Source organism: Kitasatospora sp. NPDC127060 (assembly GCF_042724935.1).
Classification (GTDB): domain Bacteria; phylum Actinomycetota; class Actinomycetes; order Streptomycetales; family Streptomycetaceae; genus Kitasatospora.
The window spans coordinates 1-16,513 of sequence record NZ_JBHXEG010000008.1; the positions used below are offsets into that span (position 1 = coordinate 1).

At 75.0% G+C, this 16,513-nt stretch carries 13 protein-coding genes; 10 read left to right on the plus strand and 3 right to left on the minus strand.

Annotation, left to right across the window (positions count from 1 at the left end):
• Positions 1-380 precede the first annotated feature (380 nt).
• A complete protein-coding gene (locus ACFWIS_RS06995; RefSeq protein WP_380451446.1) occupies positions 381-908 on the plus strand; it encodes a hypothetical protein in 528 nt (175 codons plus the stop codon).
• Between the two features lie 18 nt (positions 909-926).
• Here the strand turns inward: ACFWIS_RS06995 and ACFWIS_RS07000 are convergent, their stop codons facing one another.
• A complete protein-coding gene (locus ACFWIS_RS07000) occupies positions 927-1,265 on the minus strand; it encodes a hypothetical protein (protein WP_380451448.1) in 339 nt (112 codons plus the stop codon).
• A 219-nt stretch (positions 1,266-1,484) separates the two neighbouring features.
• On the opposite strand from ACFWIS_RS07000, the gene ACFWIS_RS07005 reads away from it, so the two are divergent.
• From ACFWIS_RS07005 to ACFWIS_RS07015, 3 genes are read left to right on the plus strand one after another with little or no spacing between them, the layout of a single operon-like run.
• Positions 1,485-2,522 (plus strand): hypothetical protein, encoded by a 1,038-nt coding sequence (locus ACFWIS_RS07005; protein WP_380451450.1) that lies wholly within the window; start codon positions 1,485-1,487, stop codon positions 2,520-2,522.
• Positions 2,523-2,568: 46 nt separating this feature from the next.
• Positions 2,569-4,440: an HSP90 family protein gene (locus tag ACFWIS_RS07010; protein ID WP_380451451.1), complete on the plus strand. Its 1,872-nt coding sequence runs from the start codon at positions 2,569-2,571 to the stop codon at positions 4,438-4,440.
• Positions 4,440-7,364, plus strand: coding sequence for a hypothetical protein (locus ACFWIS_RS07015; protein ID WP_380451452.1), 2,925 nt, complete (start codon positions 4,440-4,442; stop codon positions 7,362-7,364). Before ACFWIS_RS07010 ends, ACFWIS_RS07015 begins: the two co-directional genes overlap by 1 nt.
• A 54-nt stretch (positions 7,365-7,418) precedes the next feature.
• Here the strand turns inward: ACFWIS_RS07015 and ACFWIS_RS07020 are convergent, their stop codons facing one another.
• Entirely contained in the window at positions 7,419-8,732 is a 1,314-nt protein-coding gene (locus ACFWIS_RS07020) for a carbohydrate-binding protein (protein ID WP_380451453.1), read from the minus strand.
• Positions 8,733-8,911: 179 nt separating this feature from the next.
• Entirely contained in the window at positions 8,912-9,817 is a 906-nt protein-coding gene (locus ACFWIS_RS07025) for a LysR family transcriptional regulator (RefSeq protein ID WP_380451455.1), read from the minus strand.
• Between the two features lie 93 nt (positions 9,818-9,910).
• Between ACFWIS_RS07025 and ACFWIS_RS07030 the strand changes: the two genes are divergently transcribed.
• From ACFWIS_RS07030 to ACFWIS_RS07055, 6 genes are all read left to right on the plus strand, one after another.
• Positions 9,911-10,891, plus strand: coding sequence for a DMT family transporter (locus ACFWIS_RS07030; protein ID WP_380451457.1), 981 nt, complete (start codon positions 9,911-9,913; stop codon positions 10,889-10,891).
• A 10-nt stretch (positions 10,892-10,901) separates the two neighbouring features.
• Entirely contained in the window at positions 10,902-11,810 is a 909-nt protein-coding gene (locus ACFWIS_RS07035; protein ID WP_380451459.1) for a GNAT family N-acetyltransferase, read from the plus strand.
• 85 nt (positions 11,811-11,895) lie between these two features.
• Positions 11,896-12,684: an aminotransferase class IV gene (locus ACFWIS_RS07040; RefSeq protein WP_380451461.1), complete on the plus strand. Its 789-nt coding sequence runs from the start codon at positions 11,896-11,898 to the stop codon at positions 12,682-12,684.
• A 197-nt stretch (positions 12,685-12,881) separates the two neighbouring features.
• On the plus strand, positions 12,882-13,376 hold the full coding sequence (locus ACFWIS_RS07045) for a hypothetical protein (RefSeq protein WP_380451462.1): 495 nt from the start codon (positions 12,882-12,884) through the stop codon (positions 13,374-13,376).
• The gene (locus ACFWIS_RS07050; protein ID WP_380451464.1) at positions 13,373-14,968 is read left to right on the plus strand and encodes a multicopper oxidase family protein; all 1,596 of its coding nucleotides are present in this window, start codon (positions 13,373-13,375) and stop codon (positions 14,966-14,968) included. Before ACFWIS_RS07045 ends, ACFWIS_RS07050 begins: the two co-directional genes overlap by 4 nt.
• Positions 14,969-15,113: 145 nt before the next feature.
• Positions 15,114-16,472 carry a DUF2252 domain-containing protein gene (locus tag ACFWIS_RS07055; RefSeq protein ID WP_380451466.1) on the plus strand — a complete coding sequence of 453 codons (1,359 nt, stop codon included), beginning with the start codon at positions 15,114-15,116 and terminating at the stop codon, positions 16,470-16,472.
• The last annotated feature ends 41 nt before the right edge of the window (positions 16,473-16,513 follow it).

A 16,513-nucleotide genomic window follows, 5' to 3' on the forward strand; every position in this document is an offset into this window, starting at 1 on the left:
CCGCGGGGCCCCCCCCCGGCCCCCCGGGGGGGCGGGGGGAGGGGGTGGGGCGGTTCGTATGCGGGGTGCTCGCTATCTTGAGGGGTCACGGACAGGCGTAAGGGAGTGGGCGCATGGGGATGGGTGGTCGGCGGGGCACCGTCGTGGTGGCGGTCGGGGTGCTGGCGGGTGTGTTGGTGGGGTGTTCGTCCGGAGGGGCGGAGGGTGCCAAGGGGGGTGCGGGGGCAGCAGGTTCGGTTACGAGTACGGCTGCGGGCGCGGGTTCGGGTACGGCTTCGGCGCCGGCTGTGACGGGGTCCGCTTCTCCGGGTGGGGCGGTTGCGAGCTCTGCGCCTGCTGCCGGGGCCGGGGCTACCGGCAGTGCGGCGGCGCCTGTGGCGGTGCCCAGTGCGGATCTGGAGACGGCGCTGCTGGACGACAAGGTGGTCGGGCAGGTGCTGCCGGACGCCAAGGCGATGGCGGGGTGGCAGGAGGAGAAGCGCAAGGTCGACACCGCCGATCACTCGGTCACCTGTACGGCGGCGGCGCCGTGTACGGGGAAGGCGCTCAGCGGGTCGGTGCGGTTCTCCTCGGGGGATCTGGTGACGCGCTTCCTGGTGGAGACGCTGCCGAGTCGGGACGCCGCGAAGAGCCGGGCGAAGGAGACCTATGCGTCGTACCCGGTCGGGCCGTTCAGGAAGGTGGAGGCGCCGGCGCTGGGCAGTGAGAGCCAGGCCTTCGTGGGGCCGTTGGCGGACGGTGACGGGGTGAGCATCGTGGTGCGGTCGGGCACGGTGGTGGCGAGTGTGACCACGGAGGGCGGTCCGGTGGACCTGCCGGCGGCGCGGCGGTTCGCGGTGATGTTGGTCAACCGGATCGAACAGGCGCAGTCGGGGAAGGTGCCGGACGCCGGGCTCGGGGCGGCCTGACGGTCGCTGCGGCGGTCCCTACGGGACGGTCGGCAGTTCGTGCAGGCCGAGGGCCAGCAGGGTGTCCAGTGCGCAGTGCGGCACCCGCCAGTCGGGCAGTAGGCCGGCCCGGCCGGTCAGCGTGGTGCAGGCGGCGGTGAGGGCGGCCTCGGCGGTGAGGAGGCCGTCGGCGAGGACGAAGGCGACGCCGTCCACGGCGGTCGGCTCGACCAGGATCCGGGCGTGTTCGATCCGCGCCGGGGCGGGCAGGCCGCGTGCCAGGGCGTCCCGGACGGCCTCCGGGGAGGGTGGGTGCGGGGTTGCCGGGGGGCCGTCGGGGTGCTGCGGGGCGCGCAGGTGGAAGCGAATGGCGTGCACGGGAGACAGCCTGACCGATCGTCGGTCCGGGCGGTCGCTTGCGCGGTGTCAGAAATCTGTCAGGCAGCAAGATGTCACCCGTTCCCGGGTGGCGGCCCACCGGCCGGGGACGGCGCTGGGCTGGGGAAACGGATGTCGGCCGGGCGTGATATGTACTCCTCTGGGGTGGCCACTGTGCGGCCATGCGATTGATGCCGATGATGTTCGAGGGGGCCACACATGCCGCTGTTCCGACGCCGCTCGGGCGGGGAGGGCGGGCAGGACCGGGCCGGCCGGCGCGGGTTCGGGTTCGGGTTCGGCAGACGGGCCGCCGAGGCGCCCGCCGTCCCGGGGGCCGAGCCGAGGATCGATCCGTCCTTCGGTGACGAGTCCGTCCGGCTGGTGCTCGGGCAGGCCGCCGCCGGGGACTGGACGGCGCTGCGTCCGGCGCTGGCGGCCGCGGACGGCACCGAGCTGACCTTCCTCGCCGCGGCGGTCGCCGACACCGCCGGCGCCGAGGAGTGGACGGCCCGCGCGGTCGCGGACGCCCCCGACGACGCGCTGCCGCTGCTGCTCTCCGGCGCCCGGCACGTCACCTGGGCCTGGGAGGCGCGTACCGGCGCCCGGGCCAAGCACGTCACCGAGGAGCAGTGGAAGCTGTTCCACCAGCGGCTGGACGTCGCCGAGGAGCAGCTGCTGGAGGTCGCCGAGCGGGAGCCGTCCTGGCTCGCCCCCTGGTACTTCCTGCAGATCAGCGCGCGCGGCGCCTCGCTCGGCCCGGACGTCGCCACCGCCCGGTTCGAGGCCGCGGTGCGCCGCGCCCCCGGGCACGGCGCCTCGCACCGCCAGCGGCTGCAGCAGCTGTGCGCCAAGTGGGGCGGCTCGCACGAGGCCATGCACGAGTTCGCCCGCTCCTCGATGCTGGCCGCCCCCGAGGGCAGTCCGCTCGGCGAGCTGGTGGTGCTCGCCCACCTGGAGCGCTGGCTGGACCTCCCGGACGGCGAGGACCGCGCCTACCTGACCAGCGCCGCGGTGGTGGCCGAGCTGCAGGAGGCGGCGTTCCGCTCCGTCCTGCACCCGGACTTCGTGCCGGTCCGCGGCTGGCAGGGGACCTTCAACACCTTCGCGATGGCCTTCTCGCTGGCCGGCCAGCCGAAGACCGCCCGGCTGCTGTTCGACGCGCTGGACGGCCTGGTCACCGAGTCGCCCTGGCACTACCTGGCCGGCGATCCGGTCAAGGCCTTCCGCGCCCACCGCGACCGCTGCGCCGGGTACTGACGCCCGCTTCGAACGACACCCACTTCCGCGACCGAAAGAGCCTCCGGTGTCCCCATCCGACAACCCGACGAGTGCGCACACCTTCCAGGTGGACCTGCGCGGTCTGGTGGACCTGCTCTCCCACCACCTCTACTCCAGCCCGCGGGTCTACCTGCGCGAGCTGCTGCAGAACGCGGTGGACGCCATCTCCGCCCGCCGCGCCCTCGACCCCGAGGCGCCGGCCGCCATCACCGTCCGGGCCGACGACGAGCTGTCCGTCACCGACACCGGCATCGGCCTGACCGAGCAGGACGTCCACACCTTCCTCGCCACCATCGGCCGCAGTTCCAAGCGCGACGCCGACGGCCGGCTGGACGGGGACGGCCTGGCCAGGGCCCGCAGTGACTTCATCGGCCAGTTCGGCATCGGGCTGCTGGCCTGCTTCGTGGTCGCCGACGAGATCACGGTGGTCACCCGGCACGCGGGCAGCCCGGACGCGCCGGTGATCGAGTGGCGCGGCCTGTCGGACGGCAGTTACACCATCCGCACCCTGCCCGCCTCGGCCAAGTCCGAGCCCGGTACCACCGTCACCCTCGCCCCGCGCGCCGACGCCGCCGAGTGGACCCGCTCCGCCCGGGTGCTCACCCTCGCCCGGGACTTCGGCAGCCTGCTGCGCCACGACGTCACCGTGATCGACGCGGGCGGCACCGCGCACCAGGTCAACCGCACCCCGCCGTGGGCCGAGCGGCACGGTTCCCCGCTCGCCCGGCGCGACGCGCTCGCCGAGTACTGCCGGTCCACCTTCGACTTCGTCCCGCTCGACACCATCGAGCTGGACCTCCCGCTGGTCGGCCTGCGCGGCGTCGCGTACGTCCTGCCCGACGCCGCCCCGCCCTCGCGCCGGCACGGCCACCGGGTGCACCTCAAGGGCATGCTGCTCTCCGACCAGGCCGACGAACTGCTGCCGGACTGGGCGTTCTTCGTCCGCTGCGTGGTGGACACCGACGGGCTGCGCCCCACCGCCTCGCGCGAGGGCCTGTACGCCGACGAGACGCTGGCCGCCGTCCGCGACGCGCTCGGCGCCCGGATCCGCGACTGGCTCACCGGCCTGTCCGCGAGCGACCCGGCGCTGCTGCACCGCTTCCTCTCCGTGCACCACCTGGCCGTCAAGGAACTCGCCCGCTACGACGACGAGTTGCTGCGGATGATGCTGCCCTGGCTGCCGTTCGAGACCACCGACGGCAACGTCACCCTGGACGAGTTCGCCCGCAGTCACCCGGTGGTGCTGGTGACCCGTACGGTCGAGGAGTTCCGGCAGGTCGCCCCGATCGCCGGGGCGGCCGGGCTCGGCGTCGTCAACGGCGGCTACACCTACGACCGGGACCTGGTGCACCGGCTGCCCGAGATCCGCCCCGGCGTCTCGGTGGCCGACCTCGACCCGGGCACCGTCACCGCGCACCTGGACACCGTCGACCCGGCGGCCGAGCTGGCGGCCGGCACCTTCCTGGCGATCGCCCGCGAGGTGGTCGGCCGGTTCGACTGCGACGTCGCCCTGCGCAGCTTCCACCCGACCAGCGCGCCCGCCCTGCTGCTCGACAACCGGGAGGCCCGGCACGAGCGCACCCGAGCCCAACTCGCCGACGAGGCCGACGGGCTGTGGGCGGACATCCTGGGCTCGCTGCGCGCCGAGGTGCCCCGCGCCCAGCTGGTGCTGAACCACCTCAACCCGCTGGTGCGCCGGGCCGCCACCGTCACCGACCGGGACCTCGCCGTCACCGCCGTCGAGGCGCTGTACGGGCAGGCGGTGCTGATGACCCGCCGCCCGCTCAAGGCCAGCGAATCCGCGTTGCTGAACCGTTCGTTCATCAGCCTGCTCGACCACGCCATGCTCGGCCACGAGGCGGCCGGCCCGGATCACCACGGCCCGAAGGAGGCGTGATGCTGGACACTCCCGACGCGGTGATGGCCGCGCTGCGCGAGAACGACGCCCGCCCCTACGGCCGCACCCGCACCGTCACGGCCGAGGAACTCGTCGACGCCGCCGAGCAGTTCGAGGACACCGGGGTCCGCGCGATGGCCCTGCTCGAACTCATGGAGGCCTACGAGTACGACGGCGAGCGCAGCAAGAGCCCGGTGGTCTTCGCCCGGGTGCTCAAGCTCTGGGACCAGGACCCGGACGGCTTCGGCGACTGGTCCCGGCACCAGGTGTACTGGCGCTTCAAGTGGGTGGCCACCGCGCTCCTGGACACCCCGGACGTCCCGCTGTCCGCCATCCGGCGCTGGCACACCGAACTGCGCGACCGCTACCGCACGGCCGGCTACGACCTCCAGCCGTACTACGCCCAGCGCTACCACCTGGCCGCGCAGACCGGCGTCGGCGTCCAGGACGCCTACGAGCTGTGGGCGGCCCGCCCGCGCACCGAGCTGAGCGACTGCCACGCCTGCGAGACCCGCTCCCGGGCCGAGCACTTCCTGGCCGCCGGGGACGACGCCCGCGCGCTGGAGGTCCTCGCCCCGGTGCTGGACGGCCGCTCCGGCTGCGAGCAGGAGCCCTACCTCAGCCAGGCCACCGCCCTGCTGCCGCTGCTGCGCAGGGGCCGCACCGACGAGGCCCGCTCCGCGCACCTGACCGGCTACCGCTACGCCCGCGGCAAGGCCGCGATGCTGGCGGCGATCGGCCGGCACATCGAGTTCTGCGCGCTGTCCGGCAACGAGCCGCGCGGCCTGGAACTGCTCGCCGAGAACCGCGAGCTGTTCACGGTGACCGGCGAGCCCGCCGCCCGGCTGGAGTTCCTGACCGGCGTCGAGGTGCTGGTCGCCGCGTTGGCCGCGGCCGGCCACGGCGAACTCGCGGTCAGCGGTCCGGCCGGCACCGCCTGGACGGTCGACACCCTGCTCGCCCACCTGCGCGCCGAGGCCGACGCCCTGGCCGCCCGCTTCGACGCCCGCAACGGCACCGATGCGGTCGGCGCCGCCCGCCGCGCCCGGCTGGCCGCCGCACCGCTGCTGGCCGAGCCGCTGGCCCTGGGAGTACGGGCCGCCGCCGCGCCCGAGCTGGCTGCGGCGGGCCCCGCCGTCGCCCCGGCGCCGCGGCGCGCCGTCGAGGCGGAGCCGGAGGACTTCGCCGCCCTGGTGCGGCGGGCCCGCGAACTGGAGCTCCTCGGTCACCCGGACGCCGACCGGCTGTGGCAGCGGATCGCCGAACGCGCCGCCGCCGACGGCTTCGCCTTCCCGGCGGACGCCGGACTCGGCGGCCCGGAACTGCTGAGCGCCGAACTAGCCGAGCAGCGCGCCCACCGGGCAGTCCAGCGCGACGACCACGCCGAGGGCACGGCGGGCCTGCTGGAGGCCGCCGAGCTGTACCAGCGGGCAGGGCTGCCCGGCCCGGCGCTGATGGCCCGCACCCGGGCGCTGATCGTCGAACTCGGCGACGTCGAGGGCGTGGTGTCCGACTGGACGGCGCTGGACGCCGCCCTGGCCCGGGCCGAGGAGCTGCGTGCCGAGGGCGCGATGCCCGACGACGACTACCTGATCGTCCTCCAAGTGCGCGCCTACGCCGCCCACCACGACCTGGTCGAGGCGCTGCCCGAACCCGCCGCCGGGGCCGTCGAGCGCTTCGAGGCGGCCGTCGGCGCCTACCGGCGCACCGCCGTCGAACTCGGCTCCGCCCGTCGGTCCGCGACCTCTCGCCAGTACACCGCCGACGCCGCCGCCCGACAGGGCCGCTTCGTCGAGGCCGCCGCCGAACTGCGCGAGGTGCTGGACCAGTTGGAGGCCGCCGAGCTGCCCTGGCACACCCCGCGGGTGCTCGGCCTGCTCGGTCAGGTGCTGCTGCAGCAGGGCGAAGCCGGTCAGGCCGTCGAGGTCTTCCACCGGGCGCTGGCCGAGGCCGTGCGCTGGGGCGAGGACGGCTACCCGTACGCGCCGACGTACATGATGCTCGGCCACGCGAGCCTGCGGGCCGAGGACCTGGGCGGGGCGGTGCGGGCGCTGTCGGAGGCCGCCGCGCGCTACGACCGGCAGGGCGCCGAGGCCGTCCAGGAGGCGGCCCAGGTGCGGTTGCAGCTGGCCGACGTGCTGCGCGGCACCGGCCGGGCGGCCGACGCGGTGGCCGTGCTGGAGTCGGTGCTGGACGCCGCGGCCGCCGCCGAACTGGACGTCCGGATGCTCGCCCAGGCCCGGCTGGACCTCGCCCGGGGCCTGGTCGACCTGGAGGAGCACCGGGACGCGGCCGAGGAGTACCTGCGACTGGCCGAGCTGGTCGCCGACTGGGAGGACCAGCAGACCCACACCATGGTCGCCTGCGAGGCCACCCTGGCCCTCGCCCGGGCGGACCGCTGGGACGCCGCCGAGGCCGCCCTCGGGCGGGCCCGGGAGGCGCACGACAAGGCCCCGCAGGTCGACCAGCTGGCCGCCACCATACGGGAGTTGGCCCAGCTGATGATGTGCAACCGGGGAGCGGAGCAGTTGGACGCCGCGCTCGCCCTGCTGGCCGAGGCGGACGCCCTCGGCGACACCGCCGAACGGCTCGGCCAGGAGTACAGCGGCTGGTACCTGCGCGGCGGTTCGCACTACGAGCGGGGCCGCTGCCTGGCCGTCGCGGACCGGCACGAGGAGGCGCTCGCCGAGGTGGAGCGGGCGATCGCGGTGTACGAGCAGGCGGACGAACCGGCCGGGTCGGCGCAGGTCGAGTCGCTGCGGGCGGAGGCCGTCCGGCTGGCCGCGCTGATCGAGGGCGACCTCGGCCGCCCAGGGGCGGCGGTGGCCCGACTGACCGCCGGCATCGCCCGCTGCGAGGCGGCCGGGCTGGCCGAGGCGGCCCGGGTGCTGGCCGGGCTGCGGGAGCGGTTCGCGGGCAACTGACGTACGTGCGGCGGGCGTTCACCACACCCGCCGCACGCCGTTCGGCGGCCCGGGTCAGCAGGGGCCGTCGTCGCCCCAGACGCCCCACTGGCCGCTGGCGCTCGGCACCTCGTTCAGCGTCCACCACTTGGCGTGGTAGTCGTGCCCGTTGTACGAGACCTTGGCGCCCGCGGTGTACGTGGTGCTCGCGCTCCACGCCGGGGCGGTGCACGTCCCCGGGTTGCCGGTCGGGCTGCCGGTGGGCGTGGTCGGAGGAGTGGTGGGCGGGGTGGTGGGCGGGGTCGCCCCGGCGAACTTCACCGTGTACTTGGTGAAGTCCCAGTCGCTCTGCGCCACGCTGGAGCAGGAGCCGGACAGGCCCGGGTCGACGTTGCCCGCGCACTGGCGGTCCCGGTTGACCGACCAGAAGGTGTAGCGGGCCAGGCCGTGCGCGGTGGCGAAGTCCAGCACGCTCTGGAAGTCGGCCTGGTGGAAGTACTCGGCGGCGTCCGTGCGGCCGTTCATCATCGACACGCCCTCGTGGGCGTACGCGGTGGCCTCGTTCCAGCCGAAGGTGGTCTGCAGGATCTGGTTGAACTTCACCAGCGCGTCGGTCTGCGCGGCGGCGCCGTTGAAGCCGCCGTCGAACGGCATGATCGAGTAGTTGTTCGGCGTGAAGCCCTGGGACTTGGCCTCGTTGAGCATCTGGGTGCCGAACCAGCCGGTGCCGGCGTTGGTCCCGGCGGTGGTGATCGAGATGTACAGGCCGGGGTTGTTCTGCTGGAGGATGTGGGCCGCGCCGATCTCGTTGTGGATGGCGGCGGTGTTCTCGTACTCCGGCTCCTCCAGGTCGAAGTCGATCGCCTTGAGGCCGTACTTGGTGACCACCTGCTGGTAGCCGGCGGCGGTCGCCTCCGGGGTGCCGCAGACCTGGCCCAGCTTGGTGCCGCCGTACCCGCCGACCGACACCGAGACGTCCCCGCCCTTGCCGCGGATGGTCTGGATGACGCCGGGCATGGTGGTGTCCGAGTCGATCGGGGAAGTGCCGCCCCAGGCGGGCGAACAGCTGTTGCCCTGGGCGAGGATGAAGGCCAGTTGGAAGGCCTTCTGGCCGGTCGCGTCCATCACGGCGGCGGCGTCCGGCGGGCTGTTGTCCTCGGGCATCAGGTACGGCGCGGAGGCGTACCAGTTGCTGCCCAGGCCGGCGCCGGCGGTGGTGGAGGCGGAGGCGGGGCCGGTGCCGGCCAGTGCGGCGAAGCCGCCGGCGACCAGGCCGAGCACACCGGCCACGGCGAGGGCGGTGCGGCGGGGGCCGCGTCCGCGGGGGGCGGCGGGCTGCGGGGCGGCGGGCTGCGGGGCGGCGGGCTGTGGGGGAAGAGCGCGCTCCATCGGAGGCCTTTCCAGGAGACGGCGGTGTGGGGTGACGGGCCTGGTCGCGCCGGGTGTGGGGGTGGCGGGACGGCCGAACGGACCGTCGGCGGCGGGTGGTTGCCGATGGTCATCACTGGTATAGACCTGTTCGGGAATGGCGGTCAACCCCAAGGAGGTCAAGCCGCGAGGGACAGACCCTAGGCCTGGACGGGGGCGCCCGGCCCCACGAGCAGCCCGTCGAGCGTGGGGGACGCGAGCAGTCCGCTGACCGCCGGGGACCAGGGGCGGCCGGTGGGGCCGGTGAGGGTCAGGGTGCGGTGCACGGCCGGGCGGATCGGGATCAGGACGCAGTCGGCCGGCAGCATGGTCAGCGCCAGGGCCGGCATCACCGAGACCCCGACGCCCGCGTGCACCATGCCGATCAGCGTGTTGAGGTCGCGGATGCGGTGCCGGGGGGTGAAGCGGGCGCCGGCCCGGCGGTAGGCCTCGCGGATGTGGCGTTCGCAGCCGCCCTCCGAAAGCAGGAAGTCGTCGTCCTCCAACTCGCCCACGTGGACGGTCTCCTGATCGGCCAGCGGGTGGTCACGGCGCAGCAGGGCGTGCATCGAGTCGGCGCCGAGGGCGACCGCCCCGGGCGGCAACGGGCCGGCGTCGACCAGGACGGCGGCGTCCACCGTGCCGGCCTCCAGCCAGGTGGGCAGCTCGGCGTCCTCGCCCTCGAAGACCCGTACGGTGACCTGCGGGTACGCCTCCTTCCAGGCCCGCAGCAGCCCCGGCAGCAGGGCCTGGCAGACGGTGACCGGCGCGGCCAGCCGGACGGTGCCGGTGGGGCCGCCGGAGTGCCGGGTGGCGATGGTGCGCACCGCGGCCGCGGAGGCGACGGCGGTACGGGCGTGCGGCAGCACCTGCTCGCCGAGTGGTGTGGGGCGGCACGGGGCGCCGCGCCGCAGCACGGGGGCGCCGAGCGAGCGTTCCAGCGCGGCGACGGCGTGCGAGACGGCGGACTGGCTGATGCCCAGTTCGTCGGCGGCGGCGCCGAAGCCGCCGGTGTCGGCGACCGCGACCAGGGCCCTGAGCTGGGCCAGGTTGACGTCCTGGGCCATGAGACTTCCTCATCCTCGCCGTACCGCCACTTGTTGGACTCATGTTCCGCCGGGGGGCCACCCTCTGTCCAGCGACACCGGACGGAGAGGGAGGTGGTCGGAGTGCGGCGCTGGTGGCCGGGCTTCGTGGCACTGTCGGTGATCTGGGGCGCCAGCTTCGCCCTGATCAAGGTGGCGGTCGACGCGGGGGTGCCGCCGGTCTGGGTGGCGCTCTGGCGCAGCCTGCTGGGCGCCACCACGCTGTGGGCCGTCCTGCTGCTGCGCGGCGGACGGGCCCCGCGCGACCGGGCGCTGTGGGGGCACTCGGCGGCGGTCGCGGTGCTGCTGAACACCGTGCCGTTCACCCTGTTCTCGTTCGGTGAGACCAGGGTGAGCTCGGTGCTGGCCGGGGTGATGAACGCGACCACTCCGCTGTTCGCCCTGCTGTTCGCGGTGCTGACCGTCCCCGAGGAGCGCCGCCCGGGCGCCCGCCGGCTCGCCGGCCTCGCGCTCGGCTTCGTCGGGGTGCTCACCGTGCTCGGGGTGTGGCGCGGGCTGGGCGCGGGCGAGCTGACCGGCGCCCTCGCCTGCCTGGCCGCCGCCTGCTGCTACGGCGCGGGCTTCGCCTATCTGCGCCGCTTCCTGTCCGGCCGACCGGAGACCGCCACCACCCTCTCCGCGGCCCAGATCACCTGCGCCACCGTAGAGTTGGCCCTGATCGCGCCGGCCGCCGGCGGAGCCCCGCACTGGCCGGGCGGAGCGGCCGCGACCGCCCTGCTGGTGCTCGGCGCCCTCGGCACCGGCCTGGCCTACCTGCTCAACCTCGGGCTGGTCCGCGCCGCCGGTACCGCCGTCGCCTCGGCCGTCACCTACGTCATGCCGCTGTGGTCCACCGCCCTGGGTGCCGCCCTGCTCGCCGAACCCGTCGGCTGGAACGCCCTGGCCGGCGGCGTCCTGGTGGTCGCCGCCGTCGTCCTGACCCGGTCACCCGGGGCCCGGCCCGCGGCCGCCCCGGAGGACGGTCGGTCCGGCGGCCCGGGCGGGCCTGACGTTCGGTGCCCGGCGGATTACGGGTCGTGCCCGGAGGGCCGCTAGGGTGGCCCCCGTGGTGAGGTCGTGGGATGCGGCGGTCGAGCGGGCGCAGGACCGGTTGGCGGCGGGGGTGCGCTTGCGGGCGGCCGTCGAGGGAGAGGAACGGCGGTTCGCCCTCTGGGACTTGGCGTCCCTGGTGGAGGGCGGGCTGGGCGAGCTGGTGGATCCGGACGCACTGGATCCCGCGGCCGAGCGCGGCTGGCGGGAGCGGCTGGGGGAGAGCGGCCGGGAGTGGCCGGGCGGGGAGCTCTACCGGCGCCGGTACTGGATCCGGGACGAGCGGGACGCCGTCGTCGGGACGGTCGCGGTCGACAACTGGACCAAGGGCCCGAGCCAGCTCGCCGTCTCCTCCCTCTACGTACGGCCCGATGCGCGCGGGCGCGGGCTGGCCGCCGGGGCGCTGGATGAGGTGTACGCGGCGGCCGCCGCCGAGGGCCTGCCCGGCTTCCGGCTGGAGGCGCACTGGGCGTGGCAGTCGGCCGTCCGCTACTACCTGCGCCGCGGGCTCTGGGTGGTGGGCTGGAAGCGCTCGCTGTCCTTCGCCCGGATGCCCCAACTGCCGCTCCACCGGGTGCGGGAGGAGGACGGTCGGCTGCTCCTGCTGGTCGCCGACCGGCAGCGCGGCTGGGTGCCGATACTGGCCGCCGGGCAGGAGGGCCGCTGGCTGCGGCTGGACGAGACGGCGGACTACCGGGGCTGTGACGGCTGGGTGCACGAGTACGCCCGGTCGACGCTGGCGCTGTACCTGGCGCTGGCGGGCCGCCCGCTGGTGCGCGGCCCGCAGTGGTGGGCGGAGGCGTGGCGCTGGGCCGAGGCCGGTGAGCCGGAGGGGCTGGCCTACAAGATCGAGGAGTTCGAGCAGGCCGCCCGTGGTACGGGCCGCCCGGTGGCGAGCCCCTACCGCCCGGTGGCGGCACCCTAGGGCTAGGGCGTGCCTGACAATTCCCGCCGGGCGCGCGACGCCGGAGCACGCGCCTCGCCGCCCCCGCGGCTGGCAGACTCGGAGGATGGCTGAGATCGAGATCGACGGCGCGCCCGCCGACCCGGCGCGGCTCGCCGCCCTGGGGCTGCTGAACTACGGGCACTTCACCACCCTGCGGGTCGAGGCGGGCGGCGTGCGCGGTCTGGCGCTGCACCTGGACCGGCTGGCCCGGGACGGCCGGGCGCTGTTCGGCGTCGAGCCGGACCGGGCGGTGATCCGGGAGCGGATCCGCGCGGTGCTGCCGGCCGACGGCGCGCCGGTGATCGTCCGGGTCACCGGCTACGACCCCGCGCTGGGCCTGGAGCGCCCGGGCGCCCCGGCCGCCCCCGTCCTGCTGGTGACCACCCGCCCGGCCGGGAGCACCGAGCCGGCCCCGCTGCGGGTGCGGACGGTCGCCTACCGGCGCGAGCTCCCGGAGGTGAAGCACGTCGGCCTGTTCGGGCTGGTCCAGCACCGCCGCGCGGCCCAACTCGACGGCTACGACGACGTGTTGCTGACCGATGACGACGGCCTGGTGCTGGAGGGCGCGACCTGGAACGTCGGCTTCCTGGCCGGGCGCCGGCTGGTCTGGCCGGAGGGCCCCAGCCTGCCCGGCGTCACCGGGGCGCTGCTGGCCGGTGCGTACGGCGGCCCGCAGTCCCGGGAGCCGGTGCACGCCGCCGGGCTGGGGCGCTTCGACGCTGCCTTCGCGGTGAACGCGGGCGTCGGGCTGCGCCCGCTGGCCGCCGTCGACGGTACCGCCTTCGACCCCGGCCACCCGCTGCTGGCCGAGCTGCGCGCGGGCTACCTCGGGATCGCCGCCGACCGGGTCTAGGGCCCCGCCCGGCGGCCCAGGTCCGCTGGGGGAACGCCGGAGCGGATCGCCCGCACGGGTGACGAACCCCGTGGTAACCGGGCGCAACGGAACGGCCGGACGGTCCGATGTCCCTTCGGGCGACTGATCATGACGCATCATCAGCTACGCTCCGCCCGCCCCGACCTCCCCGCCCGAAGCAGAGAGTAGCCCCCGACATGAGCAGCCCAGCCCCCGACATGAGCAGGCCTCCTGCCGCCCCCGCGCCCCGTTGGCCGCTGATCCTCCTGCGCATCACCAGCACCACCCTGGCGCTGCTGGCCGTGCTCCAGACGATGCTCGCCGGCAGCTTCCTCAACGGCACCTACGACTCCCTCAAGGACCACGAGGGCAACGCGATGACGCTGGCCACCGTGGTGGTCATCCAGCTGGTGGTGGCCGGGTTCGTGCGCCGGCCCGGCGGCGGCCCGCTCCGGCCGCTGTGGACCACCGCCCTGCTCACCGTCGCCGTGATCGGCCAGATCGGCGCCGGCTACGCGCGGGCGACCGGGGTGCACGTCACCCTGGGCGTGCTACTGGTCAGCGGCATCCTGTTCGGGCTGGTCGGCACCTGGCGGCTGCCGCTGCCCGCCCGGGAGGGCCGGCCCGGCGCGGGTCCGGACGGCAGCGGACGGCTGCCGCGCCCCGGCGGGCCGCTGGAGGTGAAGCGGTGAACCGTCGCCGCTTCCTCGGCATCGGCGCCTCCGTGCTCGGCGCGGGCGCGCTGGCCGCCGTCGCCGGGCCCTCGGCCGCCCACCTGTTCGCCGAGGGCCGCCCCGGGCGGCTGCTCGCCAGCGACCTCGACCTGCCCGCCGCCTTCCAGACCCCGCTGCCGGTGCCGGCCGTGCTCCAGCCGGTGCGCACAGACGGCACCAACGACTACTACGAGATCACCCAGCAGGTCGCCGAGCTGGAGATCCTGCCCGGGGTGAAGACCGAGGCCTGGACGTACGGCGGCACCTACCCCGGGCCGACGCTGGTCACCCGCTCCGGCCGGGCCGCCGTGGTCAAGCACCGCAACCAGCTGCCGGTGCCGTCCGTGGTCCACCTGCACGGCGGCCACACCCCGGCCGACAGCGACGGCTACCCGATCGACCTGCTGCTGCCGGTCGGCTCCACGGCCTCCACGGCCTCCGCCGCCTCCGCCGCCTCCGCCGCCTCCGAGATGGACGGCATGCCGGGGATGCGGCACCAGAGCGGCCGCAACGTGGTCGGCGAGCGCACCCACACCTATCCGGGCAAGCAGCGCGCCGCCACCCTCTGGTACCACGACCACCGGATGGGCTTCACCGGCCCCGGCGTCTGGCGCGGTCTGTCCGGGTTCCACCTCGTCCAGGACGACGAGGACGGCGCCCTGCCGCTGCCGCGCGGCGAACGCGACCTGCCGCTGATGCTCGCCGACCGCGCCTTCGCCGCCGACGGCTCCTTCAAGTACCCCTCCGCCGACGTCTCGCCGACCGTCCCCGGCGTCACCGACGCGTACATGAACGGCGTCCTCGGCGACGTCATCCTGGTCAACGGTGCGCCCTGGCCGCGCCTGGACGTCGACCGGGCGCACTACCGGCTGCGGCTGCTCAACGCCTCCAACGCCCGGCTCTACCGGCTGGAACTGGACCCGCAGCCGTCCGGCGGCGACGCCTTCGTCCAGATCGGCTCCGACGGCGGCCTGCTCGCCGCCCCGGTCGGCCACGACGCGATCGAGATCGCCCCCGCCGAACGCTTCGACGTGGTGGTCGACTTCTCCCGCTTCCCGCCCGGCACCCGGGTGCGCCTGCTGAACCGCTTCGGCAGCGGCCGCACCGCCGAGGTGATGCGCTTCGACGTCTCCTCCCGGGCGGTGACCGACGACGCCAAGGTGCCCGAGAAGCTGTCCGCCGTCGAGGAACTGGACGCCGGCGAGGTCGTCGCCACCCGCGACTTCGCCTTCCGGCGCAGCCGCGGCGACGGCTGGACCATCAACGGCGACCCGTACGAGCCCGGACGCAGCCTGGCCACTCCCGCGCTCGGCAGCGTCGAGCGCTGGCGCTTCTCCAGCGACGTGCACCACCCCGTGCACGTCCACCTGGACCACTTCCAGGTGATCGGGCGCAACGGCGGGGATCCCGGGCCCTGGGACGCGGGCTGGAAGGACACCGTCGACCTGCGGCCGGCCGAGGCGGTGGAGGTGCTGGTGCGCTTCACCGACTACGCGGGGACGTACATGATGCACTGCCACAACCTGGAGCACGAGGACATGGCGATGATGGCGGACTTCACGGTCGGGTGAGCCGCCCGAGGCCTGATCTCCCGGCCCCGGCTCATCCGATCGGCCGAGTGCCGGAGGGCGCGGTGGTGCGCCCTCCGGCACGCGTGTCCTAGCGTCGTCGGGAGGTGTGCCCGCCCCGGCACCCTCGACGGACGGAGCCGCCGCCATGACCACCCCCGCCGAACGCCGCCGCACCGGGCGGGCCGCCCGCGAGCGCGTCTCCCGCTCCGAGCACGGCCGCTGGATCCCGGCCGCGGACCGGCCCGACCCGCTCGGCGTGCTGGAGGCCCAGGGCGCCGACCGGATCACCCGGCTGCTGCCGATCCGCTACGGCCGGATGGCCGACAGCCCGTTCGGCTACCTGCGCGGCGCCGCCGCCGTGATGGCCGCCGACCTCGCAGCCGTCCCCGACACCGGGCTGACCGTCCAACTCTGCGGTGACGCCCACCTGTTGAACTTCGGGGTGTACGCCTCGCCGGAACGCGCCCTGCTCTTCGACGTCAACGACTTCGACGAGACCCACCCCGGCCCCTTTGAGTGGGACGTCAAGCGGCTGGCCGCCAGCATCGCGGTCGCCGCCCGCGGCAACGGTCAGGACGACGAACGCGCCCGGCGCGCCGCCCGCACCGCCGTCCACGGCTACGCCACCGCGATGCGCCGCCTGGCCGGGCTCGGCGAACTCGACGTCTGGTACAGCCGGATCGACACCGCCGACCTGCTGCCGCTGATCCGCGGGACCCGCCGGCGCAAGGCCGTGCGGGCCGACCTCGACCACGCCCGGCGCCGCACCAGCCTCCAGGCCTTCGGCAAGCTCACCGAGGAACGAGACGGGCGGCGCCGGATCATCGGCTCGCCGCCACTGATCGAGGAGCTGAAGCGGAACGAACTGCGCGACACCGGACAGGTGTTCAGTGACTACCGGGCTACCCTCGCCGAGGACCGGAGAGTCCTGCTGGACCGTTACCGCTTCGTGGACGTGGCGATGAAGGTGGTCGGCGTCGGCAGCGTCGGCACCCGTTGCTACATCGTGCTGCTGGAGGGCCGGGACCTCGGCGAACCGCTGTTCCTCCAGCTCAAGGAGGCCGGTCGGTCGGTGCTGGAGGACCACCTGCCGCCCGGCCGGGTGGACGCCGAGGTCGCCGTCCACCACGGCGGGCGCCGGGTGGTCACCGGGCAGCACCTGATGCAGGCCGCCAGCGACATCTTCCTCGGCTGGACCACCGGCCCCGCCGGCCGGCACTTCTACGGCCGCCAACTGCGCGACATGAAGGGCTCGGTGGACGTCGACACGATGACCCCCGGCGGGCTGCGCCGCTACGCCGACCTGTGCGGGCGCACCCTCGCCCGCGCCCACGCCCGCACCGGCGACCGGCTCGCCATCTCCGGCTACCTGGGCAGCGCCGACACCTTCGCCGAGGCCGTCGCCGACTTCGCCCTGCGGTACGCGGACCGCACGGCGGCCGATCACCGCGAGCTGGTCGAGGCGATCACGTCGGGGCGGGTCACCGCGACCCGGGGCGTGTGAGGGCCGCGACCCGGGGCGTGTGACGGTCGCGTGCCGGGGCG